14 protein-coding genes and 1 tRNA gene are annotated in these 14,970 nt (G+C 65.0%); all 15 read left to right on the forward strand.

All coding sequences use genetic code 11. From position 1 onward, the window contains the following. Positions 1–70 precede the first annotated feature (70 nt). The 15 genes from I6F21_RS18225 (at position 71) to I6F21_RS18295 (ending at position 14,813) form a co-directional block, all read left to right on the forward strand. On the forward strand, positions 71–886 hold the full coding sequence (locus I6F21_RS18225) for a sugar phosphate isomerase/epimerase family protein (protein ID WP_225140905.1): 816 nt from the start codon (positions 71–73) through the stop codon (positions 884–886). A 28-nt stretch (positions 887–914) separates the two neighbouring features. Then, positions 915–2,552 (forward strand): ABC transporter substrate-binding protein, encoded by a 1,638-nt coding sequence (locus I6F21_RS18230; protein WP_225125360.1) that lies wholly within the window; start codon positions 915–917, stop codon positions 2,550–2,552. Positions 2,553–2,554: 2 nt separating this feature from the next. Continuing rightward, positions 2,555–3,538 carry an ABC transporter ATP-binding protein gene (locus I6F21_RS18235; protein ID WP_225140903.1) on the forward strand — a complete coding sequence of 328 codons (984 nt, stop codon included), beginning with the start codon at positions 2,555–2,557 and terminating at the stop codon, positions 3,536–3,538. Continuing rightward, positions 3,535–4,521 carry an oligopeptide/dipeptide ABC transporter ATP-binding protein gene (locus tag I6F21_RS18240; protein WP_225140901.1) on the forward strand — a complete coding sequence of 329 codons (987 nt, stop codon included), beginning with the start codon at positions 3,535–3,537 and terminating at the stop codon, positions 4,519–4,521. The genes I6F21_RS18235 and I6F21_RS18240 overlap by 4 nt, the downstream gene beginning before the upstream one ends. Then, positions 4,521–5,450 (forward strand): ABC transporter permease, encoded by a 930-nt coding sequence (locus I6F21_RS18245; RefSeq protein WP_225140899.1) that lies wholly within the window; start codon positions 4,521–4,523, stop codon positions 5,448–5,450. The genes I6F21_RS18240 and I6F21_RS18245 overlap by 1 nt, the downstream gene beginning before the upstream one ends. Then, complete coding sequence (locus I6F21_RS18250; RefSeq protein ID WP_225137325.1) at positions 5,447–6,307, forward strand: ABC transporter permease; 861 nt, start codon at positions 5,447–5,449, stop codon at positions 6,305–6,307. Before I6F21_RS18245 ends, I6F21_RS18250 begins: the two co-directional genes overlap by 4 nt. Positions 6,308–6,598: 291 nt before the next feature. Then, positions 6,599–8,449, forward strand: coding sequence for a dihydroxy-acid dehydratase (ilvD, locus tag I6F21_RS18255; RefSeq protein ID WP_109143722.1), 1,851 nt, complete (start codon positions 6,599–6,601; stop codon positions 8,447–8,449). Positions 8,450–8,704: 255 nt separating this feature from the next. Next, positions 8,705–9,154 carry a hypothetical protein gene (locus I6F21_RS18260; protein WP_225140897.1) on the forward strand — a complete coding sequence of 150 codons (450 nt, stop codon included), beginning with the start codon at positions 8,705–8,707 and terminating at the stop codon, positions 9,152–9,154. A 316-nt stretch (positions 9,155–9,470) separates the two neighbouring features. Beyond that, positions 9,471–9,794: a hypothetical protein gene (locus tag I6F21_RS18265; RefSeq protein ID WP_036028057.1), complete on the forward strand. Its 324-nt coding sequence runs from the start codon at positions 9,471–9,473 to the stop codon at positions 9,792–9,794. Between the two features lie 122 nt (positions 9,795–9,916). Beyond that, positions 9,917–10,261, forward strand: a complete 345-nt coding sequence (locus tag I6F21_RS18270) for a hypothetical protein (RefSeq protein WP_036012306.1) — start codon at positions 9,917–9,919, stop codon at positions 10,259–10,261. Positions 10,262–10,380: 119 nt separating this feature from the next. Next, positions 10,381–10,470 (forward strand) — tRNA-Ser (locus I6F21_RS18275). A gap of 789 nt (positions 10,471–11,259) precedes the next feature. Next, positions 11,260–11,556 (forward strand): hypothetical protein, encoded by a 297-nt coding sequence (locus I6F21_RS18280; RefSeq protein WP_035999192.1) that lies wholly within the window; start codon positions 11,260–11,262, stop codon positions 11,554–11,556. A 67-nt stretch (positions 11,557–11,623) separates the two neighbouring features. After that, positions 11,624–13,780, forward strand: coding sequence for a VTT domain-containing protein (locus I6F21_RS18285; protein ID WP_225140895.1), 2,157 nt, complete (start codon positions 11,624–11,626; stop codon positions 13,778–13,780). After that, positions 13,780–14,454: an endonuclease/exonuclease/phosphatase family protein gene (locus I6F21_RS18290; RefSeq protein ID WP_035999197.1), complete on the forward strand. Its 675-nt coding sequence runs from the start codon at positions 13,780–13,782 to the stop codon at positions 14,452–14,454. Before I6F21_RS18285 ends, I6F21_RS18290 begins: the two co-directional genes overlap by 1 nt. 167 nt (positions 14,455–14,621) lie before the next feature. Further along, positions 14,622–14,813 carry a hypothetical protein gene (locus I6F21_RS18295; RefSeq protein WP_035999201.1) on the forward strand — a complete coding sequence of 64 codons (192 nt, stop codon included), beginning with the start codon at positions 14,622–14,624 and terminating at the stop codon, positions 14,811–14,813. Positions 14,814–14,970: the final 157 nt, after the last annotated feature.

The following is a 14,970-nucleotide window of genomic DNA, read 5'->3' on the forward strand; positions in this document are numbered from 1 at the left end:
CATTTCACGGGCCTGTCATTGAACTGGTCTAGCGCTGCTCCCGTCATCGCTGACGACGAAGGAGCATGCCATGTCGAAGCCGGTGCTGGGCGCCGCATTGTCCATCAAATCGATCCCCGCGCATCGTGACTGGCTTCTCGAAAAGCAGCGCGATCTGGAAATCCAGGACTTCTTCCGCGCCGATCTGCTCGATAGCGACTGGCGCGCAACCGCCGGCGAGATCAAGCAGATGCTCACCGGGCACACCGGCCGGCTCGGCATCCATGGTCCGTTCTGGGGCTTCAAGATCGACAGCCACGATCCGATGATCCGCCAGGCGGTGACCAAGCGCCTGTTGCAGGGCCTTGACGCCGCCGAGTTCCTCGGCGCGACGCAGATGGTGATCCACTCGCCGTTCACGACCTGGGACCACAACAATCTCGATCTCTATCCTGACAATCGCGCCAATATCGTCGAGCGCGTCAAGGCGACGCTCGCGGAGGTGATTGCGCGTGCCGAGACGATCGGCTGCGAGATCGTCATCGAGAACATCGAGGATAAGGATCCGCGCGACCGCCTGCGCCTCGCCAAGGCGCTGGAAAGCAGCAAGGTCCGTGTCTCGCTCGACACCGGCCACGCCAATTACGCCCACATCTCCACCGGCGCGCCGCCGGTCGACTATTACGTCGAGACCGCCGGCGACATGCTGACGCATGTGCACCTGCAGGACACCGACGGCTTTGCCGACCGGCACTGGGCGCCGGGCGAGGGCAACATTCCCTGGGTCGCCGTATTCCGCGCGCTAGGACGGCTGACGTCGAATCCGCGGCTGATCCTCGAACTCCGCAACCACGACGATGTCCGCAAGGGCGCGGCGCATCTCGCCGCGCTCGGTCTCGCCGAGTAACCGCAATCACAAAGGGCAGGGTCACATCATGAGCAAGCTCACCCGTCGCACCATCCTGAAATCCGGCGGCGCGGCCGCAAGCACCTTGCTGCTGCCTCGCTTTGCCATCGCGCAAGGCGACAACCGTCCCTCCGTGACCGTCGCGGTGCAGAAGGTCACGAATGCGAACGTGCTCGACGTGCTGCGTGAGCAGTCCAATGTCGGCGAGCGCGTGTTCTTCTCCTCGATCTGGGAAGGCCTGATCTCCAAGAACTGGCGCGGCAAGCTCGAAGCTGTGCCGGGCCTTGCCACCGAATGGCGCCGCATCGACGACCAGACCGTCGAGGTGAAGCTGCGCCAGGGCGTCAAGTTCCACAATGGCGACGAGCTCACGGCGGAAGACGTCGTCTTCACCTTCAGCCGCGAGCGCATGTTCGGCGAGACCGAGGCCAAAAACCGCTCCACCATCAAGGCGTTCGAGAAGATCCCGACGCCGCGCCCGGGCAAGGAGCTGCCGCCGGACGTCCCCGCGGTCGCCCGCCGCATCTGGCCGGACCTGGTGCGCGTCGATGCCGTCGACAAGTACACGGTGCGCTTCTACAACGCGACGCCCGACGTCACGATCGAAGGCCGGCTGTCGCGCTACGGCTCCGACATCATGAACCGCCGCGCCTGGGAAGAGGCGGCGAGCTATCTCGACTGGGCCCGCAAGCCGGTGACGACCGGCCCCTACAGGGTCGTCGAGCTCAAGCCCGACGTCTCGCTGACGCTGGAAGCCCACGACGAATATTGGGGCGGCCGGCCGCCGCTCAAGCGCATCCGCTTCCTCGAAGTGCCTGAGGTCGCGAGCCGCATCAACGGACTGCTCTCGGGCGAATACCAGTTCGCCTGCGACATCCCGCCGGACCAGATTGCCGGCATCGAGAAGAATTCCGCCTTCGAAGTGCAGGGCGGCACGATTCAGAATCATCGCCTTACCGTGTTCGACAAGAACCACGCCGTGCTCGCCAATCCGCTGGTGCGGCGCGCCTTCACTCACGCGATCGATCGCCAGGCGATCGTCGACAGCCTGTGGGCCGGCCGCACCCGTGTGCCGAAGGGTCTGCAATGGGAATTCTACGGCGACATGTTCAACGCCGACTGGAACGTGCCGGCCTATGATCCGAAGCTGGCGCAGGATCTGCTCAAGCAGGCCAATTATAAGGGCGACCCGATCCCGTACCGCCTGCTCAACAACTACTACACCAACCAGGTCGCGACCGCGCAGATACTGGTCGAGATGTGGAAATCGGTCGGGCTCAACGTGCAGATCGAGACCAAGGAGAACTGGTCGCAGATCATGGAGCGCGGGCCGGCACGCGCCGTGCGCGACTGGTCGAACTCGGCCGCCTTCAACGATCCGGTGTCGTCGCTGGTCGCCCAGCACGGGCCGAACGGCCAGCAGCAGCAGATCGGCGAATGGACCAATGCCGAGCTGAACACGCTCTCCGAATTCCTGGAGACCTCGACCGACCGGGCCGCGCGCAAGAAGGCGTTCCGCCGCATGCTCGAGATCGCCGAGCGCGAAGATCCCGCCTACACGGTGCTGCACCAGAACGCGACCTTCACGGCCAAGCCGAAATCGATCAAGTGGAAGGCAGCGCCCGCCTTCGCGATGGATTTCCGCGCCGGCAATTTCGAGGTCTGAAGGTGAAGCCGCTGGTCAGCATCGAGGACTTGCGCGTCGGCTTCAATGGCGTGCCGGTCCTGCGCGGCATCGACATTGCCTTGCAGAAGGGCGAGGCCGTCGGCCTCGTCGGCGAGTCCGGCTCCGGCAAATCGGTGACCTGGCTCGCCGCGCTGGGGCTGTTGCCGCGCCATGCGCAAGTCTCTGGCTCGGTGCGGCTCGACGGGCGCCAGATTCTCGGCGCGCCGGCCGCCGAGCTCGATCAGGTCAGGGGCGGGCGCATCGCCATGATCTTCCAGGATCCGGCGAGCGCGCTCAACCCGGTGCTGACCATCCGCAGGCAGCTTTGCGAAGCGCTGGCGCTGCATCGCGATCTCCAAGGCAACGCCGTGAAGGCGGAGGCGCGGCGGCTGCTCGATCTCGTCGGCATTCCCGACGCTGGCCGCCGGCTCGAGGCCTATCCGCACGAATTCTCCGGCGGCCAGGTCCAGCGCATCATGATCGCGATGGCGCTGGCCGGGAATCCCGATCTCCTCATCGCGGACGAGCCGACCACGGCGCTCGATGCCACCATCCAGGCGCAGATCCTGGAGCTGCTTTCAACTGTCCGCCGCGAGCTCGGCATGGCCATAGTGCTGATCAGCCACGACCTCGGCGTCGTCGCGGAGAATTGCGACCGCGTCGCGGTGATGTATGCCGGCCGTATCGTCGAGCAGGCGCCGAGCAACCAGCTGTTCGCCGATCCCGTGCATCCCTACGCGCAAGGATTGATCGGCGCGCTGCCGCCGCTCGATGGTCCGCGGCGGCGCCTCACCGCCATTCCCGGCACGGTGCCTGATCCTGCGCACATGCCCGGCGGCTGCGCCTTCGCGCCGCGCTGCGCGCTTGTCGCGGAAGCATGCGGCCTTGCGGCGCCGCCCCTCGCGCCGATCGCCGATGATCGCAGCGTCGCCTGCGTCCGTGCCGAGACCTCGCGCCGCGCGCTGCTCGGGATGGCCGCCGAATGAGTCCGCCGCTCGTCGAGGTCTCCGCGATCTCGCGCACCTATGCGATGCGCTCCGGAATGTTCGGGAGAGCTGCGGCCGTGCATGCCGTCGACGGCGTGTCGCTGACGATTCCAAGGGGCCAGACGCTCGGTCTCGTCGGCGAATCCGGTTCGGGCAAGTCCACGACGGGCCGCATCGTGCTCGGCCTCGAGCCGCCTGACAGCGGCGAAGTGCGGTTCGACGGCAAGCCGATGTCCGCGCCGGGGACGACGGCGTGGCGTGCGCAGCGCGCGCGGATGCAGATGATCTTCCAGGATCCGCTCGGCGCGCTCGACCGCCGGCTGCCGGTTGCAACGCAGATCCGCGAGCCGCTCGACATTCACGGCCTCGGTACGCCGGCGGAGCGCGACGAGCGCGTCCGCGAGCTGCTGCGCGCCGTCGAGCTCACGCCGGCGCATGGCGCACGCTATCCCGGCGCGCTCTCCGGCGGGCAGCGTCAGCGCATCGTGCTGGCGCGGGCGCTGGCCACGAAACCGGATTTCCTGGTCTGCGACGAGCCGGTCAGCGCGCTCGACGTCTCGATCCAGGCGCAGGTGGTGAACCTGCTTTGCGATCTCCAGGCGCAGCTGTCGCTGACGCTGCTCTTCATCAGCCACGATTTGCGCGTCGTCAGGCAGATCAGCAACGTCGTCGCCGTGATGTATCTCGGCCGCATCGTCGAGATCGGCAGCGCGGACGATCTGTTCGCGCGGCCCGAGCATCCTTACACCCAGGCGCTGGTCTCGGCCTCGCCCGCGCCGGGCCGCCGCAGTGCGGGCCGGATCGTGCTGTCGGGCGATCCGCCGAATCCGGCCGCGCGCCCCACGGGCTGCGCCTTCCATCCGCGCTGTCCGCGCGCCATCGCGCGCTGCGCGAGCGAGGTGCCGGCGCTGTCCGCCGTCGGCGGCGACAGGCAGGTCGCCTGCCATCTCGTCGCCGGCGCTGCGACACGGGACGCCGCGTGATGGGACGTTATTTCGCCATTCGGATCGGACGCGCCGCGCTCACGATCGTGCTCGTCGTGACCTTCGCCTTCGTCGTGTTGCGGCTGTCAGGCGATCCCGCGCTGATGATCCTGGGACCGGAGGCGCCGCCGGAGGTGCTCGCGGCGTTTCGCAAGGCCTGGGGCCTCGACGATCCAATCTGGGCGCAATACTTCGATTATTTCGGCGCCATCGCCAAGGGCGAGCTCGGCCGCTCCATGCGCGACGGCCGGCCCGCGATCGAGCTGGTGCTGGAACGCATCCCGGCAACGCTGGCGCTGACCCTGCCGGCGTTCTTCTTCAAGGTGGCGCTCGGCATTCCCGCCGGCATCTACGCCGCGCTGCATCGCGGCTCGGGAATCGACCGCGCCGTGATGATGACGGCGGTCGCCGGCTTTACCGTCCCGAGCTTCGTGCTGGCGCTGCTGCTGGTGCTGATCTTCGCCGTGCAGCTTGGCTGGCTCCCTTCGGGCGGGCAGGACAGCTGGCGCCACGCCATCCTGCCGATCGCAACGCTCAGCCTCGGCGGCGCGGCGGTGCTGGCGCGCTTCACCCGCAGCGCCATGCTGGAGGTGCTGGGCCAGCCCTATATCCGCACCGCATCCGCAAAAGGCGTGCCGTGGCGCAAGGTGGTGACCTCGCATGCGCTGCCGAACGCGGCGATCCCGACCGTGACCATCCTTGGCTTCATGGTCGGCACGCTGATCGCAGGCGCGGTCGTGGTCGAGAGCGTGTTCGCCTGGCCGGGAGTAGGGCGGCTTCTTGTCGTGGCGGTTGCCAATCGCGATCTCGCGGTCGTGCAATGCATATTGCTGCTGGTTGCGATGACCATGGTGACGTCCAATCTGATCGTCGACTTCCTTTACGGCTTCCTCGACCCGCGCCTGCGCAGCAAGGGAGCCCATGCATGACCGACGCGACCCTGAAGGATAGCAAGGCGTTTTCACGCCGCTTCAGCCTGCCGGCCATTCCGGTCTCGGTCGCGCTGGCGATCACCTGGATCGTCGCGATGCTGCTGATCGCGGCCTTTGCGGAGAAGATCGCGCCTTACGGCTTCACGCAGCTCGACCTGCGCAACCGGCTTGCTGCGCCCGGCAATGCCGCGCACTGGCTTGGCACCGACGAGCTTGGCCGGGACGTGCTGTCGCGGCTGCTCGTCTCGATCCGCATCTCGCTCCTGATCGCGTTCGGCGCGACCGCAATCTCGGCCGTGGTCGGGACCACCCTCGGCTTCCTCGCCGCGCATTTTCGTGGGTTCGTCGAGCAGCTCGTGCTGATGCTGACCGACTTCCAGGCCAGCATGCCCTTCCTGATCATGGCGCTGGCCGTGCTCGCCTTCTTCGGCAACTCGTTGCCGCTCTTGGTCGGGCTGATGGGCCTGTTCGGCTGGGAGCGCTACGCCCGCATCGCGCGGGGCCTTGCCATCTCCGCCAATGCGCAGGGCTACGCCGCCGCCGTCCGCCAATTAGGGGCGACGCCGTCGCGGATCTACCTCCGGCACATCCTGCCCAACATCGCCTCGACCTTGATCGTCTCGACCACGCTCGTGTTCCCCGAGGTGATCCTGATGGAGTCAGGCCTGTCCTTCCTCGGCCTCGGCGTGCAGCCGCCGATGACCAGCCTCGGCAACATGGTCGGCTACGGCCGGGAATATCTGACCCGCGCCCCCTGGATCATGCTGGCGCCGGCGACGACCATCGTGGTCACCACCCTGGCGGTCTCTGTGATCGGCGACTGGCTGCGCGATCGGCTCGATCCGACGCTGTAATAGGGGCTCCGACGCCCCCCGCCGTCATTCCGGGGCGCGCCGAAAGGTGCGAACCCGGAATCCATTGTCCCGCGGGTGCTGCCGCCCGATGGATTCCGGGTTCGATGCTGCGCATCGCCCCGGAATGACAGAGAGTGAGCGACGAGCCCCCCGCGCCGGAAGCAGGGGAGCCCTGTCCGACCCAAGTTCCCGTTGCGCGGGCTGCCCCCGTGCGCTATCCGGCCGGAAAGGCCTGAGGTGGCTCCACATTTTCCCGCCCCGGCCGACGCAAACCCGAGGACGGAAACCGCCATGCCAGCCTATCGCTCCCGCACCACCACCCACGGCCGCAACATGGCGGGCGCCCGCGGCCTCTGGCGCGCGACGGGCATGAAGGACGCCGATTTCGGCAAGCCGATCATCGCGGTGGTCAACTCCTTCACCCAATTCGTGCCCGGCCACGTGCATCTGAAGGACCTCGGCCAGCTCGTGGCGCGCGAGATCGAGCAGGCCGGCGGCGTGGCGAAAGAGTTCAACACCATCGCGGTCGATGACGGCATCGCCATGGGCCATGACGGCATGCTCTACAGCCTGCCGTCGCGCGAGCTGATCGCCGACAGCGTCGAGTACATGGCCAACGCGCATTGCGCCGACGGCCTCGTCTGCATCTCCAATTGCGACAAGATCACGCCCGGCATGCTGATGGCCGCGCTCAGGCTCAACATCCCCGCCGTCTTCGTCTCGGGCGGGCCGATGGAGGCCGGCAAGGTCAAGCTGGCCGGCAAGACCAAGGCGGTCGACCTCATCGACGCCATGGTGGCCGCCGCCGATAGCAAGGTCAGCGACGAGGACGTCAAGGTGATCGAGCGCTCGGCGTGCCCGACCTGCGGCTCCTGCTCGGGCATGTTCACCGCCAATTCCATGAACTGCCTCACCGAGGCGCTCGGCCTGGCGCTGCCCGGCAACGGCTCGGTGGTCGCAACCCATGCCGACCGCAAGCGCCTGTTCGTCGAGGCCGGCCACACCATCGTCGATCTGGTCCGCCGTTATTACGAGCAGGACGATGCCTCCGTGCTGCCGCGCAACATCGCGAATTTCAAGGCGTTCGAAAACGCGATGACGCTCGATATCGCGATGGGCGGCTCGACCAACACCGTGCTGCATCTCTTGGCTGCCGCCCATGAGGGGCAGGTCGCCTTCACCATGAAGGACATCGACCGTCTGTCGCGCCGCGTGCCCGTGCTCTGCAAGGTCGCGCCTTCCGTCGCCGACGTGCATGTCGAGGACGTGCACCGTGCCGGCGGCATCATGGGCATCCTCGGCGAGCTCGACCGCGCCGGGCTGATCGACACCTCTGTTACGACCGTGCACGCGCCGACCATGAACGAGGCGCTGGAGCGCTGGGACATCAAGCGCACCAAGAGTGAGACGGTCCGGACCTTCTATCGCGCTTCGCCCGGCGGCATCCCCACGCAAGTCGCCTTCAGCCAGGAGCGCCGCTACGACGAGCTCGACGCCGACCGCGAGAAGGGCGTCGTGCGCGATCTCGCGCACGCCTTCAGCAAGGACGGCGGTCTCGCCGTGCTCTACGGCAATCTCGCGCAGGACGGCTGCATCGTGAAGACCGCCGGCGTCGATGCCTCGATCCTGAAATTCTCCGGCCCAGCGCGCGTGTTCGAAAGCCAGGACGCGGCGGTCGAAGGCATCCTGGGCGGCAAGGTCGTCGCCGGCGAGGTCGTGGTCATCATCTATGAAGGCCCTCGCGGCGGCCCCGGCATGCAGGAGATGCTGTATCCAACCAGCTATCTGAAATCGATGGGCCTCGGCAAAGCCTGTGCGCTCGTCACCGACGGCCGCTTCTCCGGCGGCTCCTCCGGCCTGTCGATCGGCCATCTGTCGCCGGAGGCCGCCGAAGGCGGCAATATCGGTCTGGTGCGGACGGGCGACATCATCGCCATCGACATCCCGAACCGCAGCATCAGCCTCGAGGTCTCCGACGAGGAGCTCGCCAAGCGCCGCGCCGCGGAGGAGGCGAAGGGCGATGCCGCCTGGCAGGCGCAAGGCCGCAAGCGCAACGTCTCGACCGCGCTGCAGGCTTACGCCGCGCTCACCACCAGTGCCGCGCGCGGTGCGGTGCGCGAGGTCAAGCGGCGTCCGAAGTAGGCGGCATCGGCGCCACTGGCCTGGATCGGCGATCTTCGGAACGCCTCGCGGCTCCGTGCGACCACCCGGATGCGCCGTTGGAAGTAGCCGGAACGGAGATCGGGAAAGAACGGCCCCCGCCTCCCTAGGGCGTGGGGCTGGTTGGGGTGGGAGCGGGAGCCGTTTGCTCAGTGGGCACCCGACGTGCGGGCTCGCCCGCCAGGCATCATCAACTTAGTGCATTGTCCACATTTTGCTATTTAATTTTTATTAATTTTGTTTTTATTTTTATTTAATCGTGCCATCCTAAGAAAAATCGTCGAAATCCATTTTTCCGAATCCAGCCGAGGCGGTCGCCCTATCGAGGTTCGTCCGCAAAGGTTCGGATTGCCAATAGCGGAGTTAGCCATGAGTCATTCTCCATCACTCGTGCCGCAAATCACGACAGACCGGGACGTCTATCTTGTGCTCGATGATTTCGGCCGCCGCCTGGGGCGGGCTTGGTGCGAGACGGCCGAGGAGGACGCCAATCGCGCGACCCTGCTCAGACATCTCGCCGAAGGGCAATATCTCCATCCCGCACGTATCGTGGCCTTCAATACTGCGGAGGGATGGTCGCGCGATGCCACCGCTGAAATCGCCGATGAGCTGCGCCGTCGCTTCGTCGAACTCGAGGAGACCGATCCCTCGCTGTTGGAGTTTCTGGAAAGAGCAGCGAGGCGTTGAAAGCTCGAACATGGAACGAGGATGAACTGCAAATTATGCTCGAACGAGTGCCGCGGCGATGTCCGATCGCGGACTCGCTGTCATGCGCACCCCCGCGCAAAACATCCCGCGCGTTAATGCGCGTGGTCAATGAGTTCTTACCCCTCCGCCGCGATCGATCGTTCGCATTAAGGATGCCTCGACGAAGTTCGGCAAGGCAAGGTTTTGCGCCGTATACTCCCGCGACCTTCGCAGATCCGTTTCGGGCAACTGGGGCACCACCGCAATGTCTCGTACTCTCGCTGTCGTTTTCTCAACGGCCGTCGTCGCCATTTCCATGACGGGCGCGGCCTCCGCCGGCTGCTACAATTGCTACACGCCGCCGCCGTGCACGACCTGCTACCAGCAACAATATGTGCCGCCGCAATACCGCACCGTCGACGAGACCGTGATGGTCTCGCCCGGCTCCGTGGTCGCGCACCGCACGCCGGCGCAGTACCGCACCGTGATGGTGCCGCAGACCGTGATGGTCGCGCCGCCCAGCGTCCAGTACGAGCGCATCCCGCCGCAATACGCCACCCGGCAGCGCGTCGAGATGGTCTCGCCGGGTTATTCCTATTACGCCCCGGTGCAGATGAACTGCGCGTCCTGCGGCTACTGAGCTAGACGCAAACAACAAAGAATTTCAGGACGGCGCTCTTCGCGGGGCGCCGCGCTTTCTGTTGCGCGACGCAAAGGTGAGGGAGCCTTTGAACCGCAAGGCCCGGAACGACACGAAACGGCATGAGCTCGTTTCTGGACTCCGTCGAGCGACCGCAACTCGGGCTGGTCGCTGCTTTCGCCGTTTCACTGATGTGCGCAGTTGCGGTGGTCTGGTCGGTCGGCTCGACCGATCGCGTTACCTATCTCGGCCCGGACCACGGCCAGGAGCAGACCATCACACAGGTCCGCCTCAAGACGCTCCCACAAGGGAGTTACGTGATCGAACGGGGCGCGATCTACAAGGCAATGCAGGCAGGGTGCCGCTACGACTTGAACTACAGCCCTCAATTCGGGCGCAACGTCAGCGACCGGCAGAGGACCAAGTACATCCGGAGTGCCGTCCTGGTTGATTGCCCGAAGAGCTAGACAGGTTGTGCAGGAAAAGGAACGCGCCGCGCTCCGGCCGGCAAAGGTTTGAGCACTTGCGCCAACTTGGCGTTGCCTTGCGCGGTCGACTACGTTAAGCGACACCCATTCCCGGGACTGGAAGGGTGGCCGAGTGGTTTAAGGCACCGGTCTTGAAAACCGGCGTGCCCGCAAGGGTACCGTGGGTTCGAATCCCACCCCTTCCGCCAGAAATCGCCATAAGTTCCCCTCGTGGGCTGGCACGCTCCTTGCCAATTGGACGTGCCCGACCATGGAGGCGTGCACCGATGGCACAGCGAGTTCGTATCTTAAAGCAATCCAAGTCCGGTTTGACACATATTGCCCGCGAGCTGGTGAGATTGCTGGACGCGATCGAGGAGCTCGAGGAGCTGAGAGAAAGGGTCCGGCTCGCCGAAGCCGCTCGCGTGTTGCACTAGCCTGCGCTGGAAAGACTGGGGCGCCTCGGCGCGTCACTCCCAAGGTCTGGATTGGCGGCGCCCCGGTGCCGCTCGGGTCATTTGGCCGAGACCCATTCCTAACACCGCAGCCCGACGGATCTGTTCAATCTTCCTCGCTCAAGTCCGGCCCGCGATGTTGGAGAGACGGATTCCGGCGGTGCCGTAGACCCATGTTGCGTTTGGATCTCCAGTCTTCAAGAGGAGGATCGGGACTGGTTGAAATGTAGTGGAAGGAAGCGTTGCGTGCTAGAGCCACGGACACGCGAAACTGCGCAGGAACGCTACTGACTTAGAGAGATTAGCCCGACAGCAAGCTTCACAGCGGGCAACGCATGTTCTTCTTTTTCTCGAACCGGCTGGGATGTCTCGGCTCGCTGCTGATCTCCGGCCTGGTCACGGTGGCGCTGCTCTTCCTGTTTGGATTCATTCGGTTCTGATCATCAGCGCCTGGGATCCGACCGTCATCCTCTTGCATGCTCCCTCAGGAACTTGGCCTCGGCTCGTCTGTTGTTCGCAGTCTCGAGCACACGGAGAGCAGCCTTGGAAAGCACCATCATTGGAGAATTCGACACGCGCCGCGGAGCCGAGCTTGCGGTTGAGCATGTCGTGCAGGAATGCGGCGTGCCGCGAGGCGACGTCTTCGTCCAGCCTGCCGGCGCTGCGAACACCGTGGGAACACGCGCGGCAGGTCCTGACGTCAAGACAGCGCCCACACCGGAGGGACGGCAGAAGCTGGAAGGCCTGATCGAGGTTTCCGTCGATTTTCACGGCGATGCCCCTGAGAAAATTGTCGATGTGTTGAGGAGCGCCGGCGCGAAGTTTGTCCGCACCAAATGACGACTTGTGCGACGGGCCCAGAGGGCCGGACATTCGGCATTCGCATCGAACCGCAGCCGTTGACCGTGTGGAACCCCTTGAGCCTCCAGCGCGTTTAGACGCAAACGCGAATTGCGAGGTCCACCTGCTTCAGAGCGCATCGACACTCACTCCCGGCGACACCGTCTGGCGACGGTGCAGGGCGCGGCGCGTGGCGGTTCTGAACGATGCCGCCGCCTATTTCGCAGCCCTGCGGGAGGCCCTGCTGGAGGCGCAGGATCTCGTCTATATCGTCGGCTGGGATATCCATAGCAGGACGCGGCTGGTCGGAGATTCCGGACGTGCCGATGATGGCCTGCCTGACGAGCTTGGTCCGTTCCTGCGCGCCCTGGTGCGGCGCCGTCCCGCCTTGCGCATCAACATTCTCGTCTGGGACTTCGTCTCGTTTTACGCTTCCGAGAGGGAGTGGAATTCCGCGGCGAAATTCACTGCCGATACCGATGGCCGCGTCCGGTTTCATCTGGACGCCACGCTTCCGTTCGGTTCGGCGCAACACCAGAAGATCGTCTGTGTCGACGGATCATTGGCGTTCGTCGGCGGCCTCGATCTGACGATCCGGCGCTGGGACACGAGTGACCACCGCGCCGACAATGCCATGCGCTGCGACCCACAGCGCAAGCCATATCCACCGTTTCACGACGTTCAGTGCCTGGTCGACGGGGATGCCGCGGAGCAGCTGTTCGCCCTCGCGGAGCAACGCTGGCGTGCGGCAGGCCAACAGTCCGATGAACGACGCGCACCGAGGAACGGTCGCTGGCCGGCGAACGTGCCTGTCGAGGCCGAGCACTTACCGGTCGGGATCGCCAGGACCGAGGTGGTCTGTCCTGCAGGCTCGACCATCAAGGAGGTGGAACGCTCCTTCATTGCGGCGATCCGGTCGGCAACGAGCTTCGTGTACATCGAAAATCAATTCACCAGCGCGACCAGGATGGCGCACGAATTGGCGGAGCAGATGTGTCGCGTGCCGTCGCTTCGGGTTCTAGTCGTCGCTCCGAAACTGCATTCCTCGTGGCTTGAGTCCCAGGCCATGCAGAACGGCCGTGGCGCCTTCATCGACTGCTTCAGCGCAGCTGGCGTGGCCGATCGCATCCGCTTCGTCTATCCGATCTCCCGCAGCGGCAATAAGGAAGCCGCGGTGATGGTGCACAGCAAGCTCATGATCGTCGATGACAGGATCTTGCGGATCGGCTCGGCCAATCTGAACAATCGTTCCATGGGCGCCGACAGCGAATGCGACCTCATCTTTGAAGCTGAATCCGAGCAGCATCGGGATTTCATCGCCTCGGTCCGCCGTCGGCTCATCGCTCATTTCTGCGGTCTCGACGAGCAGGCCGTCACGCAAAACGAGCATCGGCTGTTCGCCCTGCTGGACCAGGTGTCGAAAAAGGGTGGGGCGAAGACGCTGCGAAAAGTGGAGTCCTCGGTTCTGACCAGCACGCTGGCCACCCTGGTTCAGCCGGTGGCGGACCCTGAGCTGCCTCTTCATCTCGAGCGGGCGGCATCGCGCATGTGGAGCACGAAGACGATCATCGGGATCGCCTCGATCGCGCTGGCACTTCTTGGACTGACGCTGGCCTGGTCGTACACGTCCCTCAGCGATTACGCCGATACGGGCCGGATCTCGTCGTTCCTGTCTGCCTATTCGCAGTCCGTTTGGGGACCGCCATTCGCAATTGCGGCCTTTGTCGTCGGCGGGCTGGTCATCTTTCCGGTTCTCGTGCTCATTGCTGCGACCGCCGCCGCCCTGGGGCCCTGGCTGGGCTTCGTCACCGCAATGGCGGGCGTCTTGCTCAGCGCGCTCCTCCTTTTTGCGATCGGACGGTTCCTGGGCCGAGAGCGCCTTCAGCGCTTGCTGGGACGCCGTGCGGCGCGCATCCAGGAGCGCGTTGTCGGCAAGGGAATCCTGGCCGTCGTCGTCATCCGGATGATTCCGATCGCACCATTCTCGCTGGTGAACGTCGCGGCTGGCGCGAGCACGCTGCCGCTCCGTGATTTCCTGGTTGGAACGCTGCTGGGCATGATGCCCGGCATTCTCGCCATGGCCGTTCTGGGAGCGCAGATCGCCGATCTGGCCAGGAATGCGTCGTGGAGCAGCGTATTGCTGCTCACGCTGGCATTTCTGGGCTGGCTCGGCGTCTGTGCGGGCGCTCAATTCCTCGCGACGTGGCTCGCCGGGAGGCGCTGATGGCGCCGATGCGCTTCATGACGTGGAATGTGCACGGCACGTTCAATCTCAATCCGACGTTCGATCTGGAAGGTGTTTGCTCCATCATTCGCAAATGGTCGCCGGATGTCGTCGCGCTCCAGGAGGTGGATTCCCGATCGCGGTCGGACGATCCGTTCGCGAAGCTGGCGCGCGTCGTCGGCGATCATCGCGTTCATGCCAAGTCGATCGTCACGGAGGACGGTGACTACGGCCAGATGCTCATGAGCCGCTTTCCGTTCTCCAGCGTGCCCGAGATCGTCGACGTGTCGTATCGAGAGCGGGAGCCGCGCAGGGCGATCGCGACGGGATTGCTGACGCCTTTCGGCGACGTCCGCGTGGTCGCCACTCATCTCGGCCTCAGCATCCACGAGCGTTATGCGCAGGCTCAGGCCGTGGTGAGCCTGGTGAGGCCGGAAAGGACCGTCGTCCTCGGCGATTTCAACGACTGGTTTTGGGTGAAATCGGTGCGGCGCGTGCTCGCGCAGGCCTGCCCGAACCGGACGCGGTTGCGAACTTTCCCATCGCGCTTGCCCCTCATGCGGCTCGACCGGATCTACGCAACGCGTGACAGCCGAATCGAGAAAGTCTGGACCGATCATGCGGCGCGCGCCTATTCCGACCATTTGCCCGTGATCGCGGACATCGCGATCTGACGGTTCCGGCGACGGAGCGCGGATCTCTGGCCCTCATTGAGAAAAGCGTTGTGGTAGAGGAACTTAGCTACTGTGCATGGGGTTGTTTTCGGACAACTTATGCCCCCGGCCGACGGTCTCGAACGGGACCATGCGGAACTTTTTCCTCACGGCCACGTTCATTTGGCATGACTGAAGACCTTTCCTTCCGACGCAAACCCCTGACCCCCGAACAGCGCCATGCCCGCGATGCGGCTCGGCGGATCGAGGCGGAGAAGGCCATGCGCGACCACGAAGCGGCGCAGAAGGCGTTCTATGCCAACAAGGAACGGCTGAAGGCCGAGCGGCTGGCGCGCGAAGCGGCGGCGGCGAAGGGCTGAGCGAACGCGCTTAGCCGCGCAACTACCAAAAAATCGCATCTGCTGGCGGCCTGCATTTGATTGTCGGCCGCCAATGCCGCTTGGGTGTCTGCTTCCCATCGGCAGGCTTGACGGCGCTTCGCTTCCGGGAGGAAGCTCAAAAGTGACCTGAACCATG

It is taken from the genome of Bradyrhizobium sp. NBAIM03, assembly GCF_020194055.1.
GTDB classification, from domain to species: Bacteria; Pseudomonadota; Alphaproteobacteria; order Rhizobiales; family Xanthobacteraceae; genus Bradyrhizobium; species Bradyrhizobium yuanmingense.

Bases quoted from the DNA above. Each gene is read 5' to 3' on its own strand.
- I6F21_RS18265 (WP_036028057.1), top strand. From the start codon at position 9,471: ATGACGGGCGCGGCCTCCGCCGGCTGCTACAATTGCTACACGCCGCCG.
- I6F21_RS18295 (WP_035999201.1), top strand. From the start codon at position 14,622: ATGACTGAAGACCTTTCCTTCCGACGCAAACCCCTGACCCCCGAACAG.
- I6F21_RS18245 (WP_225140899.1), top strand. From the start codon at position 4,521: ATGGGACGTTATTTCGCCATTCGGATCGGACGCGCCGCGCTCACGATC.
- I6F21_RS18225 (WP_225140905.1), top strand. From the start codon at position 71: ATGTCGAAGCCGGTGCTGGGCGCCGCATTGTCCATCAAATCGATCCCC.
- I6F21_RS18290 (WP_035999197.1), top strand. From the start codon at position 13,780: ATGGCGCCGATGCGCTTCATGACGTGGAATGTGCACGGCACGTTCAAT.
- ilvD (WP_109143722.1), top strand. From the start codon at position 6,599: ATGCCAGCCTATCGCTCCCGCACCACCACCCACGGCCGCAACATGGCG.
- I6F21_RS18230 (WP_225125360.1), top strand. From the start codon at position 915: ATGAGCAAGCTCACCCGTCGCACCATCCTGAAATCCGGCGGCGCGGCC.
- I6F21_RS18250 (WP_225137325.1), top strand. From the start codon at position 5,447: ATGACCGACGCGACCCTGAAGGATAGCAAGGCGTTTTCACGCCGCTTC.
- I6F21_RS18240 (WP_225140901.1), top strand. From the start codon at position 3,535: ATGAGTCCGCCGCTCGTCGAGGTCTCCGCGATCTCGCGCACCTATGCG.
- I6F21_RS18270 (WP_036012306.1), top strand. From the start codon at position 9,917: ATGAGCTCGTTTCTGGACTCCGTCGAGCGACCGCAACTCGGGCTGGTC.